This is a genomic window from Streptomyces sp. NPDC019224, assembly GCF_040632605.1.
Lineage (GTDB): Bacteria > Actinomycetota > Actinomycetes > Streptomycetales > Streptomycetaceae > Streptomyces.
In genome coordinates this window covers 38,660-54,629 of sequence record NZ_JBEYCF010000005.1, presented here as the reverse complement: position 1 = coordinate 54,629, position 15,970 = coordinate 38,660, and the positions used below count along the sequence as shown (strand labels likewise).

Here is a 15,970-nt window from a genome sequence, read left to right as displayed (position 1 = left end):
CGGTGGGCGGTACGGGGGTTCAGAACTGGAGGGACTTGGTCTGGAGGTACTCGGCCAGACCGTGGGAGCCGAGTTCGCGGCCGACGCCGGACTGCTTGTAGCCGCCGAAGGGCGCGAGCGGGTTGAAGCGGCCGCCGTTGATGTCGACCTGGCCGGTGTCCATCCGGCGGGCGAAGGCCACGGCCGCCTCGTCGTCGGCGGCCCAGACGGCGCCCGCGAGCCCGTACACCGTGCCGTTGGCGATGCGCAGCGCGTCCGCCTCGTCCTCGTACTTCAGGATCGAGACGACCGGGCCGAAGATCTCCTCCTGGGCGATGGTCATCTCCGGCGTGACGTCGGCGAAGACGGTGGGGCTGACGTAGTAGCCGGTGGGCAGCGGGGCCTCGGGGCCGCCGGCGACGAGGCGGGCGCCCTCCTCGACGCCCTTCTCGATGTAACCGCGCACCCGGGCCCGCTGCTCGGCGTTGACGAGCGGGCCGACCCGCTCGCCGGGCACGTACTTGGCGGCGGCCGCAGCCGCGAGCGCCACGGCCTCCTCGTACCGTTCCGCGTCCACCAGCATCCGGGTCCAGGCGCTGCACGTCTGGCCGGAGTTGGACATCACGTTGGCCACGCCGACGTTGACCGCCTTGGCGAGGTCGGCGCCGGGGAGGATGACGTTGGCGGACTTGCCGCCCAGTTCCAGCGCGACGCGCTTGACCGCGCCGCCGGCGAGGGCGCCGATGCGGCGGCCGACCGCGGTGGAGCCGGTGAAGGAGACCAGGTCGACGTCCTCGTGCTCGGCGAGGGCCTGCCCGGCGACCGGGCCGAGGCCGGTGACCAGGTTGAACACGCCCGCGGGCAGCCCGGCCTCGGCGACCGCCTCGGCGAAGAGCTGCGCGGTCAGCGGGGTGTCCTCGGCGGGCTTGAGGACGACCGCGCAGCCGGCGGCCAGCGCGGGGGCCACCTTGGCGACGATCTGGTGCAGCGGGTAGTTCCACGGGGTGATCGCGCCGACGACGCCGACCGGCTCCAGGTACACCGTCGAACTGCCGTGCTGCTCCACGAAGGCGTACGTGGCGGCGAGGTCGGCGTAGGTCCCCGCGACCAGGACCGGGAGGCTCGCGTGCACGGCCAGGGCCAGCGCGGGCGGGGCGCCCAGCTCGGCGGTGACCGTCTCGGCGATCTCCTCCGCGCGGACGCCCAGCACGTCGCGGAGCGCGGCGATGCGGGCGGCGCGCTCGGCGGGCGGGGTGGCGGCCCAGCCGGGGAAGGCGGCGCGCGCGGCACGTACCGCGGCGTCGACGTCCTCGGCGGTGCCGGCCGGCACGTGGCCGATGACCTGCTCGTCCGCCGGATTCACGACCGCGATCGTGTCCGTTCCCGCGGCGGGCCGCCATGCGCCGCCGATGTACATACCGTCGTGGGCCTTCATCGCTGTTCCTCCCGGGCACGGTGACGGACGGGATCGTCCGGAGCCCAAACTAGCGCTGTTAGTTTTCAGGCGCCAGAGAGCTCCCGGAGACCGCCGTCACGTGTCTCGCCCGGCAGTGCCCTACATGTCCAGCCCCGGGACGTCCTTCGGCAGCGGGCAGATGCGGCGGCCCTGGTGGTCGAAGACGTACAGGTGCGCGAGGTCGACCAGCAGCGGCACCTGCCCGCCGGTGCGCAGCATCATGTCGGGCCCGGTCCGGACGACGAGGTCGCTGGAGGTGACGGCCGGGCGGTCCGGGCTGCGCACGCCCGGCGGCAGGTCGTCCGCCTCCGGCGCGTCCAGGACGGCGACGGAGCCGCCGCCGACGTAGGAGGTGGCGCGCCCCTTGATCCGCTCCAGCACCCCGCTGCCGCCCTGGCCCGTGCGCCGCCTGCGCACCGGGCCCCGGTCGGTGCGGGCCGATTCCAGCTCCGGCACCACGGCGGGCCGCGAGCCGGTGTTGAGGTGGACCAGCGCCTCGTGGCCCTGGTACTCGACGTGCTCGACGATGCCGCTGAGCGCGACCTCGCCCGGGCGGGCCTGGCTGGGCGGGGCGATCCGGACCGCCTCCGAGCGCAGCCCGACGATGATCGGGCGGCCCTGCTGGATGCGCAGCAGCTGGTGGTCGGGGCTGAGCGGTTCGGACAGCGGAAGGCGCTGGCGGCCCAGGTCGATCGACATCCGGCCCTCCAGCGGCGCGTGCACGACGGCCTGGATGAGGTTGATCCTCGGGGTCCCGATGAACGCGGCGACGAACACGTTCTCCGGCAGTCCGTAGACCTCGCGCGGCGGGCTGACCTGCTGGAGGATCCCGCCGCGCATGACGGCGACCCGGTGGCCCAGTGACATGGCCTCGGCCTGGTCGTGGGTCACGTAGACCGTGGTGACGCCGAGTTCCTTGGTGAGCTGGGCTATCTCGGCGCGCAGGTGGTTGCGGAGCTTGGCGTCGAGGTTGGAGAGCGGCTCGTCCATGAGGAAGGCGGACGGCTGGCGCGAAATCGCCCGCCCCATGGCGACCCGCTGGCGCTCGCCGCCCGAGAGCTGGCCGGGGAGCCGGTCCAGGATGCGCTCGATGCCGAGCATCCTGGCCGTGTTCTCGATGCGCTCGTTGTGGTCCGCGCGCGGGTTCTCCAGCTTCAGCGGGAAGCCGATGTTGGCCCGGTTGGTCATGGTCGGGTAGAGCGCGAAGTTCTGGAAGACCATGGACATCCCGCGTTCGCGCGGGGTGAGGTGGCCGGCCGGTTCGCCGTCGAGGAGTATCTCGCCCTCGGTGGTGTCCTCCAGGCCGGCGATCATGCGGAGCACGGTCGACTTGCCGCACCCGGAGGGGCCCAGCAGAACGACGAACTCCCCCGGGTCGATGGAGAGCGAGAGGCGGTCGACGGCGCGCGGGGACCGCCCGTAGGCCTTGCTTACGTTGTTCAGAGTGATGGCGCGAGTCATGTGGTTCCGCCCGGAAGGATGGTGATGGAGCGGTGGGGAGCGGCAGCAGTGGCCTGAAATTAACCCACTACGCCCCGTGAGGGAATGTCTCGCGCAAACTTGGCCGTCTCCCGGGGCGGTTCACGGCTTCGACCTGGCCTTTCCGTGCTCGGTCCGGCCTGCGCGCGAGGCAGGCGCGGATCGGTTCGCGGGTCTCCGCGACGAGCGCGCCGGCCCCGGAGGGACCGGTGCGGAAGGCGGGTCCGAGCAGCGTCGGGGGGTGCCGCCGGGAGCACCGGAAGCCTCTGTGACCACGACCTGCGGAGGGAAGCGGGGCACTGTTCGGCTTTTTGCACCCCTTCCGCACGACGAATGCCGTTGACTCGCCCCGTTTCCATTCCTACGGTTATGCATAGGATTTCTTCTCACCGGGAGCGCACATGAGCGGCATCGAGCAGGCGAGGAAGACGGCGGAGGGCCTTGAGTACTCCGCCGGTTTCGGCAATCAGCACAGCTCGGAGGCGGTGCCGGGGGCGCTCCCGCACGGGCGCAACTCCCCGCAGCGCGCCCCGCTGGGGCTCTACGCGGAGCAGCTGAGCGGTTCGGCGTTCACCGAGCCCCGCGCCCACAACCAGCGCACCTGGCTGTACCGCATCCGCCCCTCGGCCGCCCACCCCCCGTTCGTCCGGACGGACAACGGCTCGCTTCGCACCGCCCCGTTCACCGAGACCGTGCCCGACCCGAACCGGCTGCGCTGGGACCCGCTCCCGGAGCCCGCGCCCGGCACGGACTTCGTGTCCGGCCTGTGGACCCTGGGCGGCAACGGCGACGCGGCGCAGCGCAGCGGCATGGCCGTGCACCTCTACCACGCGAACGCGGCCATGACGGACCGGGTGTTCAGCGACAGCGACGGCGAGCTGCTGATCGTCCCCCAGCACGGCGGCCTGCTCCTGCGCACCGAACTGGGCCTGCTGCGTGCCGAGCCCGGCCATGTCGCCCTGATCCCGCGCGGCGTCCGCTTCCGGGTGGAGCTGCTCGACGCCACCGCGCGCGGGTACGTCTGCGAGAACTACGGCCGCCCCTTCGTCCTCCCGGACCTCGGCCCGATCGGCGCCAACGGCCTGGCCAACGCGCGGGACTTCCTCGCCCCGGTCGCCGCGTACGAGGACGTGGAGCGTCCGGTCGAGGTGGTCAACAAGTACTGCGGCAACCTCTGGACGGCCACGTACGACCACTCCCCGCTCGATGTGGTCGCCTGGCACGGCAACCACACCCCGTACGTCTACGACCTGCACCGCTTCAACGTCATCGGCTCGATCAGCTACGACCACCCGGACCCGTCGATCTTCACGGTGCTGACCTCGCCGTCGGACACGCCGGGCCTGGCCGGAGTCGACTTCGTGGTGTTCGCGCCGCGCTGGCTGGTCGGCGAGGACACCTTCCGTCCGCCGTACTTTCACCGCAACGTGATGAGCGAGTACATGGGCCTGATCGAGGGCGCGTACGACGCGAAGACGGCCGGCAAGGGCGGTTTCGTCCCGGGCGGCGGCTCGCTGCACAACATGATGTCGGCGCACGGGCCGGACCGGGAGACCTTCGACCGGGCGAGCGCCGCCGAGCTGAAGCCGCAGAAGATCGACGACGGTCTGGCCTTCATGTTCGAGACCCGCTGGCCGGTCACCGCGACCGCGCAGGCGGCGACGGCGGACCATCTGCAGCACGGCTACGACGACGTGTGGCAGGGTCTGAGCCGCAACTTCAGGCCGTGACGGAGCCCGCCGGGGCCGGCCACGACACACGCAGGAGAACCAGGTGCCGCAGCCCGCTCAGAACACCCCCGCGTCCCGGGGCAGCGCCTTCGCTCCCGACTCGCTGGTCCTGAACCGCAAGCTGCCGCTGTGGTACCAGGTCTCGCAGTCGCTGCGGGCGTCGATACTGGGCCGCGCCCCGGACGCCACGCTGCGGCTGCCCACCGAGGAGCAGCTCGCGGCGCACTACGGGGTCAGCGTCCTGACCATGCGCCAGGCGCTGAAGGAGCTGGAGGCGGAGGGCCTGATCAGCCGGCACCGGCGGCGCGGCACGTTCATCGAGCCGCGCGCCCGCCGGAGCTCGCCGGTCCGGCTGCTCGGCTCGATCGACGCGATCGTGGCCCAGCAGTCGGGCGAGCGCTCCACGCTGCTCGACCACGGCCCGGTCCCGGTGCCGGGCGAGGTGGCCGAGCACTTCCCGGGCTGCGCCGAGGTCGTCGGCTACCGCCGGCTGCGGTGCGACGAGGCGAGCGGCGAGCCGACCAACTGGGCGCAGAACTGGGTGCACCCCGAGGTCGCGGCCGGTCTCGACGCGGCGGACCTCGACCGGTGGCCGATGACCAAGGTGCTGCGCGACCGGGTCGGTGTCCCGATCTCCCGGATCACCGACACGGTCGAGGCCCGGCTCGCCGACCCGGCCACCGCCGGACTGCTGGGCGTTCCGCTGCTGAGCCCGATCCTGTACTACACGGGTATCACGTACGACGAGGGCGGCCGGGTGGTGGACGTGGCGCAGATCCGCTACCGGGGGGACCGCTTCTCGTTCTCGGTGACGGTGGAGGCGCACTGAGGCGTTCCACGGGGGCGCTCCGGACCGGTCGGACGCCCTGCCGCCGGGCCCGCCGACGCCGTTACGATGCCGGGGAAGGCGGCGGGCGCGGCAGGCGGGGGGGGGCGGGACGGTGGCAGCACCGGCAGCGGCCGGGTCCGACGGGGGTCCGCGCGGCCTCCTCCTCGACGACCTCATGCCCTGGTCCGTACGGCCGCTGCGCACCGGGCGCCCCTGGGTGACCGCCCCCGACGCGGCGTCCCTTCGGGCCCGTTGGGACCGTCTCGTGCGGGCGTCCGGCGAGGAGCGCGAGCGGCTGTTCGCCCCGACCCGCGCCCGTACGCAGCACACCGCCGTGACCGCCCTGCCCGGCCGGTCCGGCGCCACCGGCCGCTTCGCCCGCGAGTCGGGCCCCTGCCCGGAGCCGGTGCGGGTGCTGCACGGGCCGTTCGACGAGCAGTGGCTGCTGCCCGATCACCGCCTGATCGACGTGGCCCGGCCGGAACTGTGGCGGGTCGCCGACGACCACCAGCTCTTCCTCGTCGAACACGGCCGGGTGCCCCAGGATCCGGGCCCCGCCGTCTCGGTGACGACGCTGCTGCCCGACGGCCACTCCCCCGCCGGCCGCCCCGGCCGCGTCCGCCCGCTGTACCGCCGCCCCGGGGGCCTCGAACCCAATCTCGCTCCCGGGCTGCTCGCCGTGCTGCGGGCCCGGTACGGGGACGCGGTCACCGCCGAGTCGGTGCTCGCCTGGATTCTGGCGGCGGCCCGTCCCTCGCCGGCCGGCTGCGTGGTCGCGCTCCCGGCGGACACCGCGCGCTGGTCGGCGGGGGTCGCGCTGGGGCGCGAGCTGCTGCGGCTCCAGCTGCGCGGGGCGCGCGGGGCGGAGCGCCCCCGGCTGCCGGGCGGGCAGCGCCCCTATGTGCGGGCCGCCGTCCCGCCGGACCCGGCGCTCCTGTCGTACGACGCCGGGGAGCGGGTGCTCCACCTCGGTTCGGGCCGCATCTCGCCGGTGCCCGCCGGTGCGTGGGAGTTCCGGGTGAGCGGTGTCCGGGTGCTGGAGCTGTGGTTCGGGCGTCGGACGGCGGTGTCCGGGGCGGCGGGTCTTGAGGCGGTGCGCCCCCGGGCCTGGCCGCAGGAGTGGACCTCCGAGCTGCTGGAGCTGATCACGCTGCTCGCGCTCCTCGCCGGACTGCGGCCCCGTCAGGAGGAGCTGGCCCACGCGCTCGCGGCGGGACCGGGGCCCGGCGCCGAGGAGCTGCGCGCGGCGGGGGTGCTGCCGGTCGCGGAGGCGGCACGGCGGCCCGCGTCCGTGCTGGACCACCAGGAGGAGGGCCCTGACGGGCAGTTCGCACTGCTGTGAGCGGGGCGGCCGGGGCCCCGGGCCGGCCGGACCCTCGGTGGGGCGGCGACCGGGGCTCCGCGCTCGGGCCCGCGGCGCCGCCCCGGACTCAGTCCGGCAGGGAGGCCGGCCGGTCCAGGGAACCCAGCAGGCGGACGAAGCCGGACTCCAGGAAGGCGGCCAGCTCTTCGGAGGCGTCCGGCTCCTCCAGCGGCCAGCTGGTGACGGCCTCCTCGGCGAAGGCGAGCCAGGCCCGGGCGGCCAGGGTCAGCCGGGGCGACTGCGGCATTCCCAGCCGCCGCTGACCCTCCGCCACCCGGTGGGCCAGGGTGGCGCGGGTGGCCTCGACGATGTCCTCGACGGCGGGGTGGCTGCCGGATCCGCCCCGGACGAGGGCGCCGTAGACCTTGCGGCGCCCGGTGACGTACGCGACGAAGCCGGTGATGAACGCGCGCAGCCAGGGGGCGGGGTCCAGCGAGGCGTCCGGTTCGGTGGCGGCGGCGAAGTCGTCGCACTCCTGGCGCACCACGGACCGGTAGAAGTCGCGCTTGGAGTCGAAGTAGTGGAAGAGCAGACCCCGCGATATACCGGCGCGGCGGGCCACGGCATCGGTGGAGAGCTCGTCCAGGGAGCAGCCGGAGAGCATGTCCACGCCAATCGCCACCAATTGCGCCCTTCGTTCGTCGGGGCGCAGGCGCGCGGCTCGCTTCTCGGGCATGCGCACAGTGTAGAAGTACTTCGGCACCGAATTACCTCGGCACCCAGGTGGACCCCTCGGACAGAGGACGCGGCCGGGCGCGGACACGGCGACGCGCCACTGCCGGCTCCGGGGATGACGGAAGAGCGGGCAGCAGCGCGATGCGTGAACCAGGAACGCCCTTCGCGTCAGCGGCGGCTGCCGAAGAGCGAGCGCCGCAGCCGGCGCAGCGGCGCGAAGAGCGAGACCCGTGCGCTCCTGCTGCGCCGGGTGTGCCCGGCGTCGCGCGAAGTCAGCTCGCGCATCAACAGCGTCGCCTCCGCGGACTCGCGCTGCGGGACGACGGGGCCGCCCAGCACCGCGAGATGGCGGTCGAGGCGCGAACTCGTCGCACCGCTCCCGCATGTAATGGCAGGCACGCGCGCCCTGCTGCGCACCGTTATCTGTTCCATGTCACTCCCCACCCGTACGAGGGCACTCGGCCCGGGCAGGTTAACCCTATCGTCTGCCACCGACACTCGTGTATCCCGGACGCGGGATTGCGTACACATGTGCGGAGGTTGACGCGCCGTCGAGGAATCCACCCGATTCCGGGGCGAGTTAGCCGGCCGGCGGATGGCGCGCCCACGGCGGGGCGCGCCTCCGGTCAGTCGAGCGCGTTGAGGACGGGCAGATAGCCACCGGACTGGCCGGCGGCGAAGGGGTGGTACGACTCGCCGATGTTCAGCCAGTTGAGGCTGTGCAGCCAGGCGCTTCCCGAGCAGATCTCATGACCGGTGAACGTGCCGGCGACGTCGCCGAAGCTGAAGCCGTGGTCGGCGGCACGCTTGGCGGTGGCCGCGTTGAGGTAGTCGGCGGCGCTGTTGATGGCGGTGCGCACCTTGTCGCTCAACCCGACGACGCAGCTGCCGCCGATCTTGTAGAAGCGCGGGTAGCCGAGGACGACCACATGGGCGGCGGGCGCCTTGGCCTTGATCGCGTCGTACACCGAGTTCAGCTTGCCGGGCAGCGTGGTGTCCACGTAACTGCGGGCGGTCGCGATGCGGGTGAGGCAGGTGGCCTCCGACTGGAGGACGCAGGTCGTCATGACGTCGGAGAAGCCGGCGTCGTTGCCGCCGATGGAGATCGAGACGAGGTCGGTGGAGGAGTTGAGCGGCCCGAGCTGATTGGCGATCACATCGCCGGTGCGCGCGCCCGAGCAGGCGGTGAAGGAGAAGGAGGCGGGCGCGTGGGCGGAGGCCCAGAGGGAGGGATAGGCGAGGGTGCTGCGCTTGCAGTCGCCGCTGGAGCCGATGTAGCTCCCGGAGCCGACGCCCGAGGAGTACGAGTCGCCGAGGGCGACGTAGTCGACGGACGAGGCGGCGTTCGCGGTGGCCGCCCCGGTCAGGGCGATGACGGCGCCGAGCAGAAGTGAGGACGAGAAGGCCACGAGTCTGGACAGTTTCACGGAATCTCCCTTGGGCCGGCCGGCAGGATCTCTGCCTACTCAGTGGTAGCAGCGCGGACGGCACTTTCGGAAGTGCTCATGCCAAGTCGAACGGATGAGCTTTTCTCAACGGCTCCATGACCACCGGTCACCCCAACTACCCGTTTCCGCATCGGGGTTGCAGCTGACCGGACGGGATGGTCTACTCCATTGGTCTACGCCAATGCCCCGCGGACAGGAGTCACCTCCTGCGGCTCCCGGCGCATCGCGGCGGCACCGCGCGCCCTCGCGGGCGTGCCGGGCCGCCGCGGCCCGCACCGCCGTGCCGGGCCGCCGCGCTCCGACCGAGGCGCACCGACGAGAAGAGGCGAATCCCGTGAAGTTCCTGACCGGACTCGGTGACACCCTGCTCCGCGCACTGGTGCCCGAAGCCGACGCGCAGGCCGCCTGTGTCACCTGCGGCACCGGCTGTTCCTCGTACAAGCAGTACAAGTGCGAGATGGGCATCCGGCAGTTCGCGCGGTGCTGCTACCTGGCGGGCGGCAGCGGCTGCTCCGCCCCGTACTGCGGCAGCTGGAAGTTCTGCGGCAACTACTGCTGACCCCGCCCGCGCCCTGACCGGCGCGGCCTGCGGCTGACCGCCCGTCCCACCGAACGGATCCCGACGAGGAGGCCTCGTGCTGCGTCTGATGCGCCACCAGCTGCTGAGCCACTGGGCGCGCTCATTGGCCCTGCTCGTCGGGATCCTGGTCGCGGTCTCCTCGTTCGCCGTCCTGTCGGCCACCACCGAGTCCGCCCGGCTCACCGTCACCGGCACGGTCGGCGAGAGCCGCGGCGCGTACGACCTGCTGATACGTCCCCGGGGCGCGGCGCAGGAGCTGGAGACCGAGCAGGGACTGATCCGCCCCAACTCGCTCTCCGACGTCTACGGCGGTCTCACCCGCTCCCAGCTCGCCGCCGTACGCCGGGTGCCGGGCGTCGAGGTCGCGGCCCCGCTGGAGGTGCTCGGGTACGCCACCGAACCGGGCTCGGTGAGCATCGACCTCGCCAAGCTGCTTCCCCGCGGCACCCGGGGCACGTACGAACTCGGCCGGACCTGGCACTACGACCGCGGCCTGTCCACCATCGCGCAGCAGCCGCACACCGTCTTCCTCACCCCGTACCCGCTGGAGACGCGCCCCGGAGAACGGGTGGTCCGTCAGGAGGCCGACGGCAGGGCCGAGTACCTGACCAACCGCTACTTCGAGGTGCTGCCCTCCGGCGAACGCCGCGAGGTGTGCGAGGGCGGGCTCCGGGCGGAGGAGCAGTCCACCGGACTCAGCCACGCCGTCACCTGCCTGTCCTGGTCGGGGATCACGGCCCGCGGCGAACAGCCCGCGGCGCGCCGCTCCGGACCGTGGACCCGCGTCGTCTTCGCCTTCCCGGTGTCCTACGTGATCGCGGGCATCGACCCCGAGGCGGAGGCCGAACTCTTCGGCCTCCGAGCCGCCGTGACGGAGGGCCGCTACCTCACGTCCGCCCCGCCCCGGCAGGTGCCCGGCCAAGGCGACGAGGCCCCGGGGGCGGTCCTGCCGATGCTGCGGTCCGCCGACGCCCCCGGCGATCTGGAGGTCGCCGTCACCCTCACCCGGAAGGGCGACGACCACACCCTCCTGAGCAAGCGGTTCGACGCCGGGTCCCGGCAGCTGGAACACGAGGTCGGTGAACGGAGCGAGGCCGTGCTGGGCTCGCTCCGGGCCACCGGTCCCGTCACCTACGAGACGGACGGGGACGGCACCGTACGGCCCCGGACCGTGCGCCGCCCCGACGGGGAGGCCGCCGCGCTGCCGCTCGACGGCCAGGACGTCTGGTTCCGCTCGCTCGTACCGCAGGGGGAACAGGGCGAGCGGCCGTCCGCGCTGCCCGAGGTCGTCGGCTCGTTCGACCCGGGGCGGCTGCCGGAGTTCGACGCGGCGAGCAGAGTGCCGCTCGGCACGTACGCGCAGCCGGCGCTCACCGGCGCCGACGCGCGGTCCCAGAAGCTCCTCGGCGGCGAGGCCCTGCGCCCCGCCTCGTCGCCGACCTCCTACATCCAGCAACCGCCCCTGCTGCTGACCTCGATGGCGGCCGCCGACTGGCTCGGCGACCACGGCTATCTGACGTCCGGACAGGCCACCGCGCCCATCTCGGCGATCCGGGTCCGGGTGGCCGGGGTGACCGGCGCCGACGCCGTCTCCCGGGAGCGGGTCCGGCTGGCCGCCGAGGCCGTCGGCCGCATCCCCGGGCTGCGGGTGGACATCACGCTCGGCTCGTCACCCGCCCCGCTCACCGTCGAACTGCCCGCCGGCGACAACGGCCGGCCCGCACTCGCGCTCACCGAGTGGTGGAGCAGAAAAAACGTGGCCGCGCGGATCATCCGGGCCTCCGACACCAAGTCGCTGGTCCTCCTCGGTCTGGTCCTGGTGGTGTGCGTGCTGTTCGTCGCGAACGCCGCGGCGTCCTCCGTACGGACGCGCCGGGCCGAGTGGGGGCTGCTCACCGCGGTGGGATGGCGGCGCAGGCACCTGTTCGGCGTCGTCCTGGGCGAACTGCTGCTGCTCGGCGCGGTGGCCGGGGTGCTCGGCGCCGCCGTGGCATGGGGGGCCGGGCGGGCGCTCGGGGTGGACGCCCCGGCCGGTCACGTACTCGCCGCCGTCCCCGTGGCGCTGGCCGTCGCGGCGGCGAGCGGTGCGGTGCCGGCCTGGCTCGCGTCCCGGGTGCAGCCCGTCACCGCGCTGCGCCCGGCCGTCGCCACCGGCGGCCGGGCCCGGATGTTCGCCGGAGTGACCGGCCTGGCCGTCGCCAACGCGGTACGCGCCAGGGGGCGCAGTCTGCTGGGCGCCGCGGCCGTGGCGACGGCGACCGCCGCGACCCTGCTGCTCCTGGCGGCGGCCTACGCCTTCCGCGGGACGCTCGCCGGATCGCTCCTGGGCGAGACGATCTCCGTACAGGTGCGCTCGGCCGACGTGGCGGCGGTGGTGACCATGGCGGTGCTGTCCGTCGTGGCCGTGGGCGATGTGCTGTACCTCGGCGTCCAGGAGCGGGCCGCCGAGTTCGCCCTGCTGCGGGCGGTCGGCTGGGGCGACCGGATGGTGACCCGGCTGGTCCTCCTGGAGGGCACGCTCATCGGGCTGCTGGGGTCGCTGGGCGGGGTGCTGCTCGGCGGGGCGGCCGCCCTCCGGCTGTCGCCGGGCGGCTGGACGGCCCTGGCGCTGCCCGCGTGCGGGGTGGTGGCCGCGGGCACGGCGCTGTCCGCGGCGGCGGGCTTCGTCCCCGTACTGATCCAGCGGCGGCACCCCACCGCCCGGCTGCTGGCGGAGGAGTGAGCGCCATGGCGTACGCCGTACCGACCGTGCGGCGGGCGCCCTCCGGCGTCCTGCCGGGTCTTCCCGGGGCCCGGCGGACTCCGCCCTCGCGATCTGTGCGACGGCGGCGGTGGCCGTCACCGCCGTGACCGCTCTGTACGACGACATCTCCGGTCTTCCGAAGTTCTCATGAAAATCCGAAGTTCTCATGAAAGAGGAATGGGCATGATCTCTCTGACCGTCGGGCTCGTGCTCGTGGGAGCCGTCACCGTACTCAACCTGATGCTGACCCTCGCGGTGATCAGGCGGCTGCGCCGGCACGAGTCCGAGCGGCGGCAGCCCTTCGGCGCGATCGACTCGGGGCCGGAGACCGGTTCGGTGATCCCGGGCTTCACGGCCGTCACGGTGGCCGGCGAGCCGGTCTCCGAGGGGCTGCTGAAGGGCCGGCAGGCCGCGCTCACCTTCCTGTCCACGGACTGCTCCGCCTGCACCACGGCGGTGGGCGACCTTCCCGAGTTCGCCCGGCGGACGGGCATGGACGCCGCCCAGATGCTGGTGGTCATCGCCGGTGACGCGGAGGACGCCCGGAGGATGGCGGCACCACTCGCGGACCTCGCGACCGTCGTCGTGGAGGAGACCGGGGGCCCGCTCTCCACGCTGTACTCGATCCGGGCGACGCCGACCACCGTGATGACGGACCCCGACGGCACGGTCACCTACGCCCAGGCCGGGACCCATCCCGTCCTGGAAGGCCTCCCGGCGTGACCGCGGGCCGGGAGCCGGCCGTCCACCGGCTGGGCGGTCCGCGCGGACTGGTCACCGGCGCGGGCGCGGCCCTGGCCCTGACCTGGCGGGCGGGGCCGGGAGCCTTCGTCTGCCAGATCCTGCTGACCCTGGTCCAGGGACTGCTGCCCGCCGGGGTCACGCTGCTCACCAAGCGGCTGTTCGACTCCGTGCAGTACGGCACCCCGCCCGGCGGGCTGCCGCCGATGGCCCTGGTGGTGGGGCTCGGCCTGTGCGGGACCCTGCTGGCGGTGCTTCCGTACGCCTCCGACTACGCCGGGGCCCGGCTGCGGCGCGGGATCTCCTACCGGGCGCAGCAGGAGCTGTACGGCAAGGTGGAGGGGTTCGTCGGGCTGTCCCGTTTCGAGGACCCGGAGTTCCTGGACCGGCTGCGACTGGCGCAGGACTCGGCGACCGGGGCGCCCGACCGGATCACCACGGCGCTGTTCGGTCTGGTGCAGCAGGCCACCGCCGTGACGGGGCTCGCCGTGGTCCTGTCGGCCGTCTCGCCCTGGCTGACGGCGGTCACCGTCGCCGCGGCGGTGCCCGCCCTCTTCGTGCAGGTGTCGCTCAGCCGCAGGCGGGCCCGGCTGATGTGGACGATCAGTCCGCGCAACCGCCGCCAGCTGTTCTACCAGAGCATGATGCTGGACCTCGCCGCCGTGAAGGAGGTCCGGCTGTTCGGCGCCGGCGGCTTCCTCCTCGGCCGGATGAACACCGAGACGCGGGACATCAACGCCGCGGAGGAGCGGCTGGACCGCCGGGTGCTGGCCTTCCAGGCCCCGACCTCCGCACTGAGCGGCGTCATCGCGGCGTGCGGGCTCGCCTGGATGATCCACGGCGCGCAGACCGAACGGTTCGGCGTGGGCGACGTGTCGGCGTTCATCGGCGCGTCCGCCGGGGTGCAGGGGGTCCTGGCCTCCGCCGTCCTCCATGTCACCAGCGGCTACCAGGCATTGCTGACCTTCCGTCACTACGTCGACATCGGGCGGCTGCCCACCGACCTTCCGGTGCCGGCCGAGCCGCTTCCCGTACCGCCGCTGCGCGAGGGCATCGAACTGGAAGACGTCTGGTTCCGGTACGGGGAGGACGGCCCGTGGGTGCTGCGCGGGGTGAGCCTGACCCTCGCGCGCGGCGAGTCGGTCGCCCTGGTGGGCCTCAACGGGGCGGGCAAGAGCACCCTGGTCAAGCTCCTGTGCCGGCTGTACGACCCCACGCGCGGCACCGTCAGGTGGGACGGCACGGACATCCGTGCCATGGACCCGGTGCAACTGCGGGAGCGGATCAGCGCGGTGTTCCAGGACCGCGTCGCCTACGACCTGTCGGTGACGGACAACATCGCGATGGGCGACCTGCGCCACCTCGGCGACCCGGAGCGGATCTCCGGGGCCGCGCGCCGGGCGGACGCGCACGACTTCGTCTCCCGGCTGCCGCGCGGCTACGACACGATGCTGTCCCGCATCTTCCCGGAGGCGGACGAGAAGGACCCGGACGCGGTGGGCGTCACCCTGTCCGGTGGGCAGTGGCAGCGCCTCGCCCTGGCCCGCGCCATGCTCCGCGAGGGCCGCGACCTGCTGGTCCTGGACGAGCCGAGCGCCGGTCTCGACGCCGCGGCCGAGCAGCACCTGCACGAGCGGCTGCGCGCCCATCGGGAGGGGACGACCAGTCTGCTGATCTCCCACCGGCTGGGCACGGTACGCCGGGCGGACCGCATCGTGGTCCTGGAGGACGGCCGGACACGGGAGTGCGGCAGCCATGACGAACTGATGGACCTGCAGGGCGAGTACGCGAGGCTCTTCACCCTTCAGGCGTCCGGATACACGGAGAACAGGGAGGTGGAGGTGTGAGCGCCGCGATGATCGAGGTGAGCTCCCTCTGCAAGACGTACGGGGCCGGTTCCGGTTCGCCGGTCCGCGCCTGCGACGGGGTGGACCTGGAGATCGCCCGGGGCGAGCTCGTGGCGCTCACCGGGCCCTCGGGTTCGGGCAAGTCCACCCTGCTGTACCTGCTGGGGGCGCTCGACCGGCCCGATGCGGGGACCATCGACGTCGGCGGGGAGCGCGTCACCTCGATGAACCGCGCACAGCTGGCGGCCTACCGGCGCCGGGTGGGATTCGTGTTCCAGCGGTTCCATCTGCTGCCCGCGCTGACCGCGCTGGACAACGTCATCGCGCCGGTGCTGCCGCACCGGGTGGACTTCGACCGGCGGGCCCGGGCCCGTGAACTGCTGGCCTCGGTCGGTCTTGAGGGCCGGGAGCAGTCGCTGCCCTCGAAGCTGTCGGGCGGTCAGCAGCAGCGGGTGGCCATCGCCCGCGCCCTGATCGGCGGTCCGCGGCTGATCCTCGCGGACGAGCCGACGGGGAACCTGGACTCGCGGGCGGGTGAGGACGTCCTCGACCTGCTGACCGGGCTGCGCGAACGCCACGGCGCCACGGTGGTGCTGGCCACCCATGACGCCCATGTGGTGGAGCGCTGCGACCGGGTGGTCCAGGTGCGGGACGGACGGATCTCGTGACGGGCGTGACGCCGGTGTGCGCCGTGGCCGTCTGCGTGGCGGCCGCGCTCGCCGCGTGGTGGGTGCGGCACACGTACGTCGCCGTGACGGTGCGCGGGCACAGCATGATGCCGGCCCTGCGCCCCGGCACCCGGGTGCTGATCCGGCGCGGCACGCGGGGCGTGCGGAGGGACGGCATCGTCGTGGTCGCCTGCCCCGACCCGGACACGGCCTGGCGGGGGAAGGCTCCGGTCACCCGGGACCTGGGGGCGACCGAGTGGTACATCAAGCGGGCGGTGGCCCTGGAGGGCGAGCGGTTCGCTGGCGCACCGGTGCCGGCCGGCTGCCTGGCGGTGGTCGGCGACAGCCCGCACAGCGAGGACTCACGGCGGTACGGGCCCTGCCCGATGGACCAGGTGCTGGGGTCGGTGGTACGGACGCTGGGGTGACCCG

General features: G+C 73.4%; 14 protein-coding genes. 9 read left to right on the top strand and 5 right to left on the bottom strand.

Translation table 11 applies throughout. The features are described 5' to 3' along the window. Positions 1–19 precede the first annotated feature (19 nt). Together ABZ564_RS04885 and ABZ564_RS04880 are read right to left on the bottom strand one after the other, a co-directional pair. The gene (locus tag ABZ564_RS04885; protein WP_360849509.1) at positions 20–1,414 is read right to left on the bottom strand and encodes an aldehyde dehydrogenase family protein; all 1,395 of its coding nucleotides are present in this window, start codon (positions 1,412–1,414) and stop codon (positions 20–22) included. Between the two features lie 120 nt (positions 1,415–1,534). Then, a complete protein-coding gene (locus ABZ564_RS04880) occupies positions 1,535–2,896 on the bottom strand; it encodes an ABC transporter ATP-binding protein (RefSeq protein ID WP_360849506.1) in 1,362 nt (453 codons plus the stop codon). A 419-nt stretch (positions 2,897–3,315) separates the two neighbouring features. Here ABZ564_RS04880 and hmgA point away from each other — a divergent pair, with 419 nt between their 5' ends. The 3 genes from hmgA (at position 3,316) to ABZ564_RS04865 (ending at position 6,815) form a co-directional block, all read left to right on the top strand. Further along, positions 3,316–4,644, top strand: coding sequence for a homogentisate 1,2-dioxygenase (hmgA, locus tag ABZ564_RS04875; RefSeq protein WP_360849503.1), 1,329 nt, complete (start codon positions 3,316–3,318; stop codon positions 4,642–4,644). 43 nt (positions 4,645–4,687) lie between these two features. After that, the gene (locus ABZ564_RS04870; RefSeq protein ID WP_360849500.1) at positions 4,688–5,473 is read left to right on the top strand and encodes a GntR family transcriptional regulator; all 786 of its coding nucleotides are present in this window, start codon (positions 4,688–4,690) and stop codon (positions 5,471–5,473) included. A 112-nt stretch (positions 5,474–5,585) separates the two neighbouring features. Then, a complete protein-coding gene (locus ABZ564_RS04865) occupies positions 5,586–6,815 on the top strand; it encodes a type ISP restriction/modification enzyme (RefSeq protein WP_360849497.1) in 1,230 nt (409 codons plus the stop codon). Between the two features lie 88 nt (positions 6,816–6,903). Here the strand turns inward: ABZ564_RS04865 and ABZ564_RS04860 are convergent, their stop codons facing one another. The 3 genes from ABZ564_RS04860 to ABZ564_RS04850 form a co-directional block, all read right to left on the bottom strand. Beyond that, on the bottom strand, positions 6,904–7,512 hold the full coding sequence (locus ABZ564_RS04860; protein WP_360849494.1) for a TetR/AcrR family transcriptional regulator: 609 nt from the start codon (positions 7,510–7,512) through the stop codon (positions 6,904–6,906). A 167-nt stretch (positions 7,513–7,679) separates the two neighbouring features. After that, entirely contained in the window at positions 7,680–7,943 is a 264-nt protein-coding gene (locus ABZ564_RS04855) for a hypothetical protein (RefSeq protein WP_164640855.1), read from the bottom strand. A 194-nt stretch (positions 7,944–8,137) separates the two neighbouring features. Continuing rightward, the gene (locus ABZ564_RS04850) at positions 8,138–8,920 is read right to left on the bottom strand and encodes an SGNH/GDSL hydrolase family protein (RefSeq protein WP_360849925.1); all 783 of its coding nucleotides are present in this window, start codon (positions 8,918–8,920) and stop codon (positions 8,138–8,140) included. 373 nt (positions 8,921–9,293) lie between these two features. Between ABZ564_RS04850 and ABZ564_RS04845 the strand changes: the two genes are divergently transcribed. The 6 genes from ABZ564_RS04845 (at position 9,294) to ABZ564_RS04820 (ending at position 15,966) form a co-directional block, all read left to right on the top strand. Further along, a complete protein-coding gene (locus ABZ564_RS04845) occupies positions 9,294–9,518 on the top strand; it encodes a hypothetical protein (protein WP_360849490.1) in 225 nt (74 codons plus the stop codon). 76 nt (positions 9,519–9,594) lie between these two features. Further along, the gene (locus ABZ564_RS04840) at positions 9,595–12,261 is read left to right on the top strand and encodes an FtsX-like permease family protein (RefSeq protein ID WP_360849487.1); all 2,667 of its coding nucleotides are present in this window, start codon (positions 9,595–9,597) and stop codon (positions 12,259–12,261) included. Positions 12,262–12,465: 204 nt separating this feature from the next. Then, a complete protein-coding gene (locus tag ABZ564_RS04835) occupies positions 12,466–13,005 on the top strand; it encodes a redoxin domain-containing protein (RefSeq protein WP_360849484.1) in 540 nt (179 codons plus the stop codon). Next, complete coding sequence (locus tag ABZ564_RS04830; protein WP_360849481.1) at positions 13,002–14,870, top strand: ABC transporter ATP-binding protein; 1,869 nt, start codon at positions 13,002–13,004, stop codon at positions 14,868–14,870. The genes ABZ564_RS04835 and ABZ564_RS04830 overlap by 4 nt, the downstream gene beginning before the upstream one ends. After that, complete coding sequence (locus tag ABZ564_RS04825; protein WP_360849478.1) at positions 14,867–15,538, top strand: ABC transporter ATP-binding protein; 672 nt, start codon at positions 14,867–14,869, stop codon at positions 15,536–15,538. Before ABZ564_RS04830 ends, ABZ564_RS04825 begins: the two co-directional genes overlap by 4 nt. Continuing rightward, a complete protein-coding gene (locus ABZ564_RS04820) occupies positions 15,535–15,966 on the top strand; it encodes a S24/S26 family peptidase (protein WP_360849475.1) in 432 nt (143 codons plus the stop codon). The genes ABZ564_RS04825 and ABZ564_RS04820 overlap by 4 nt, the downstream gene beginning before the upstream one ends. Positions 15,967–15,970: the final 4 nt, after the last annotated feature.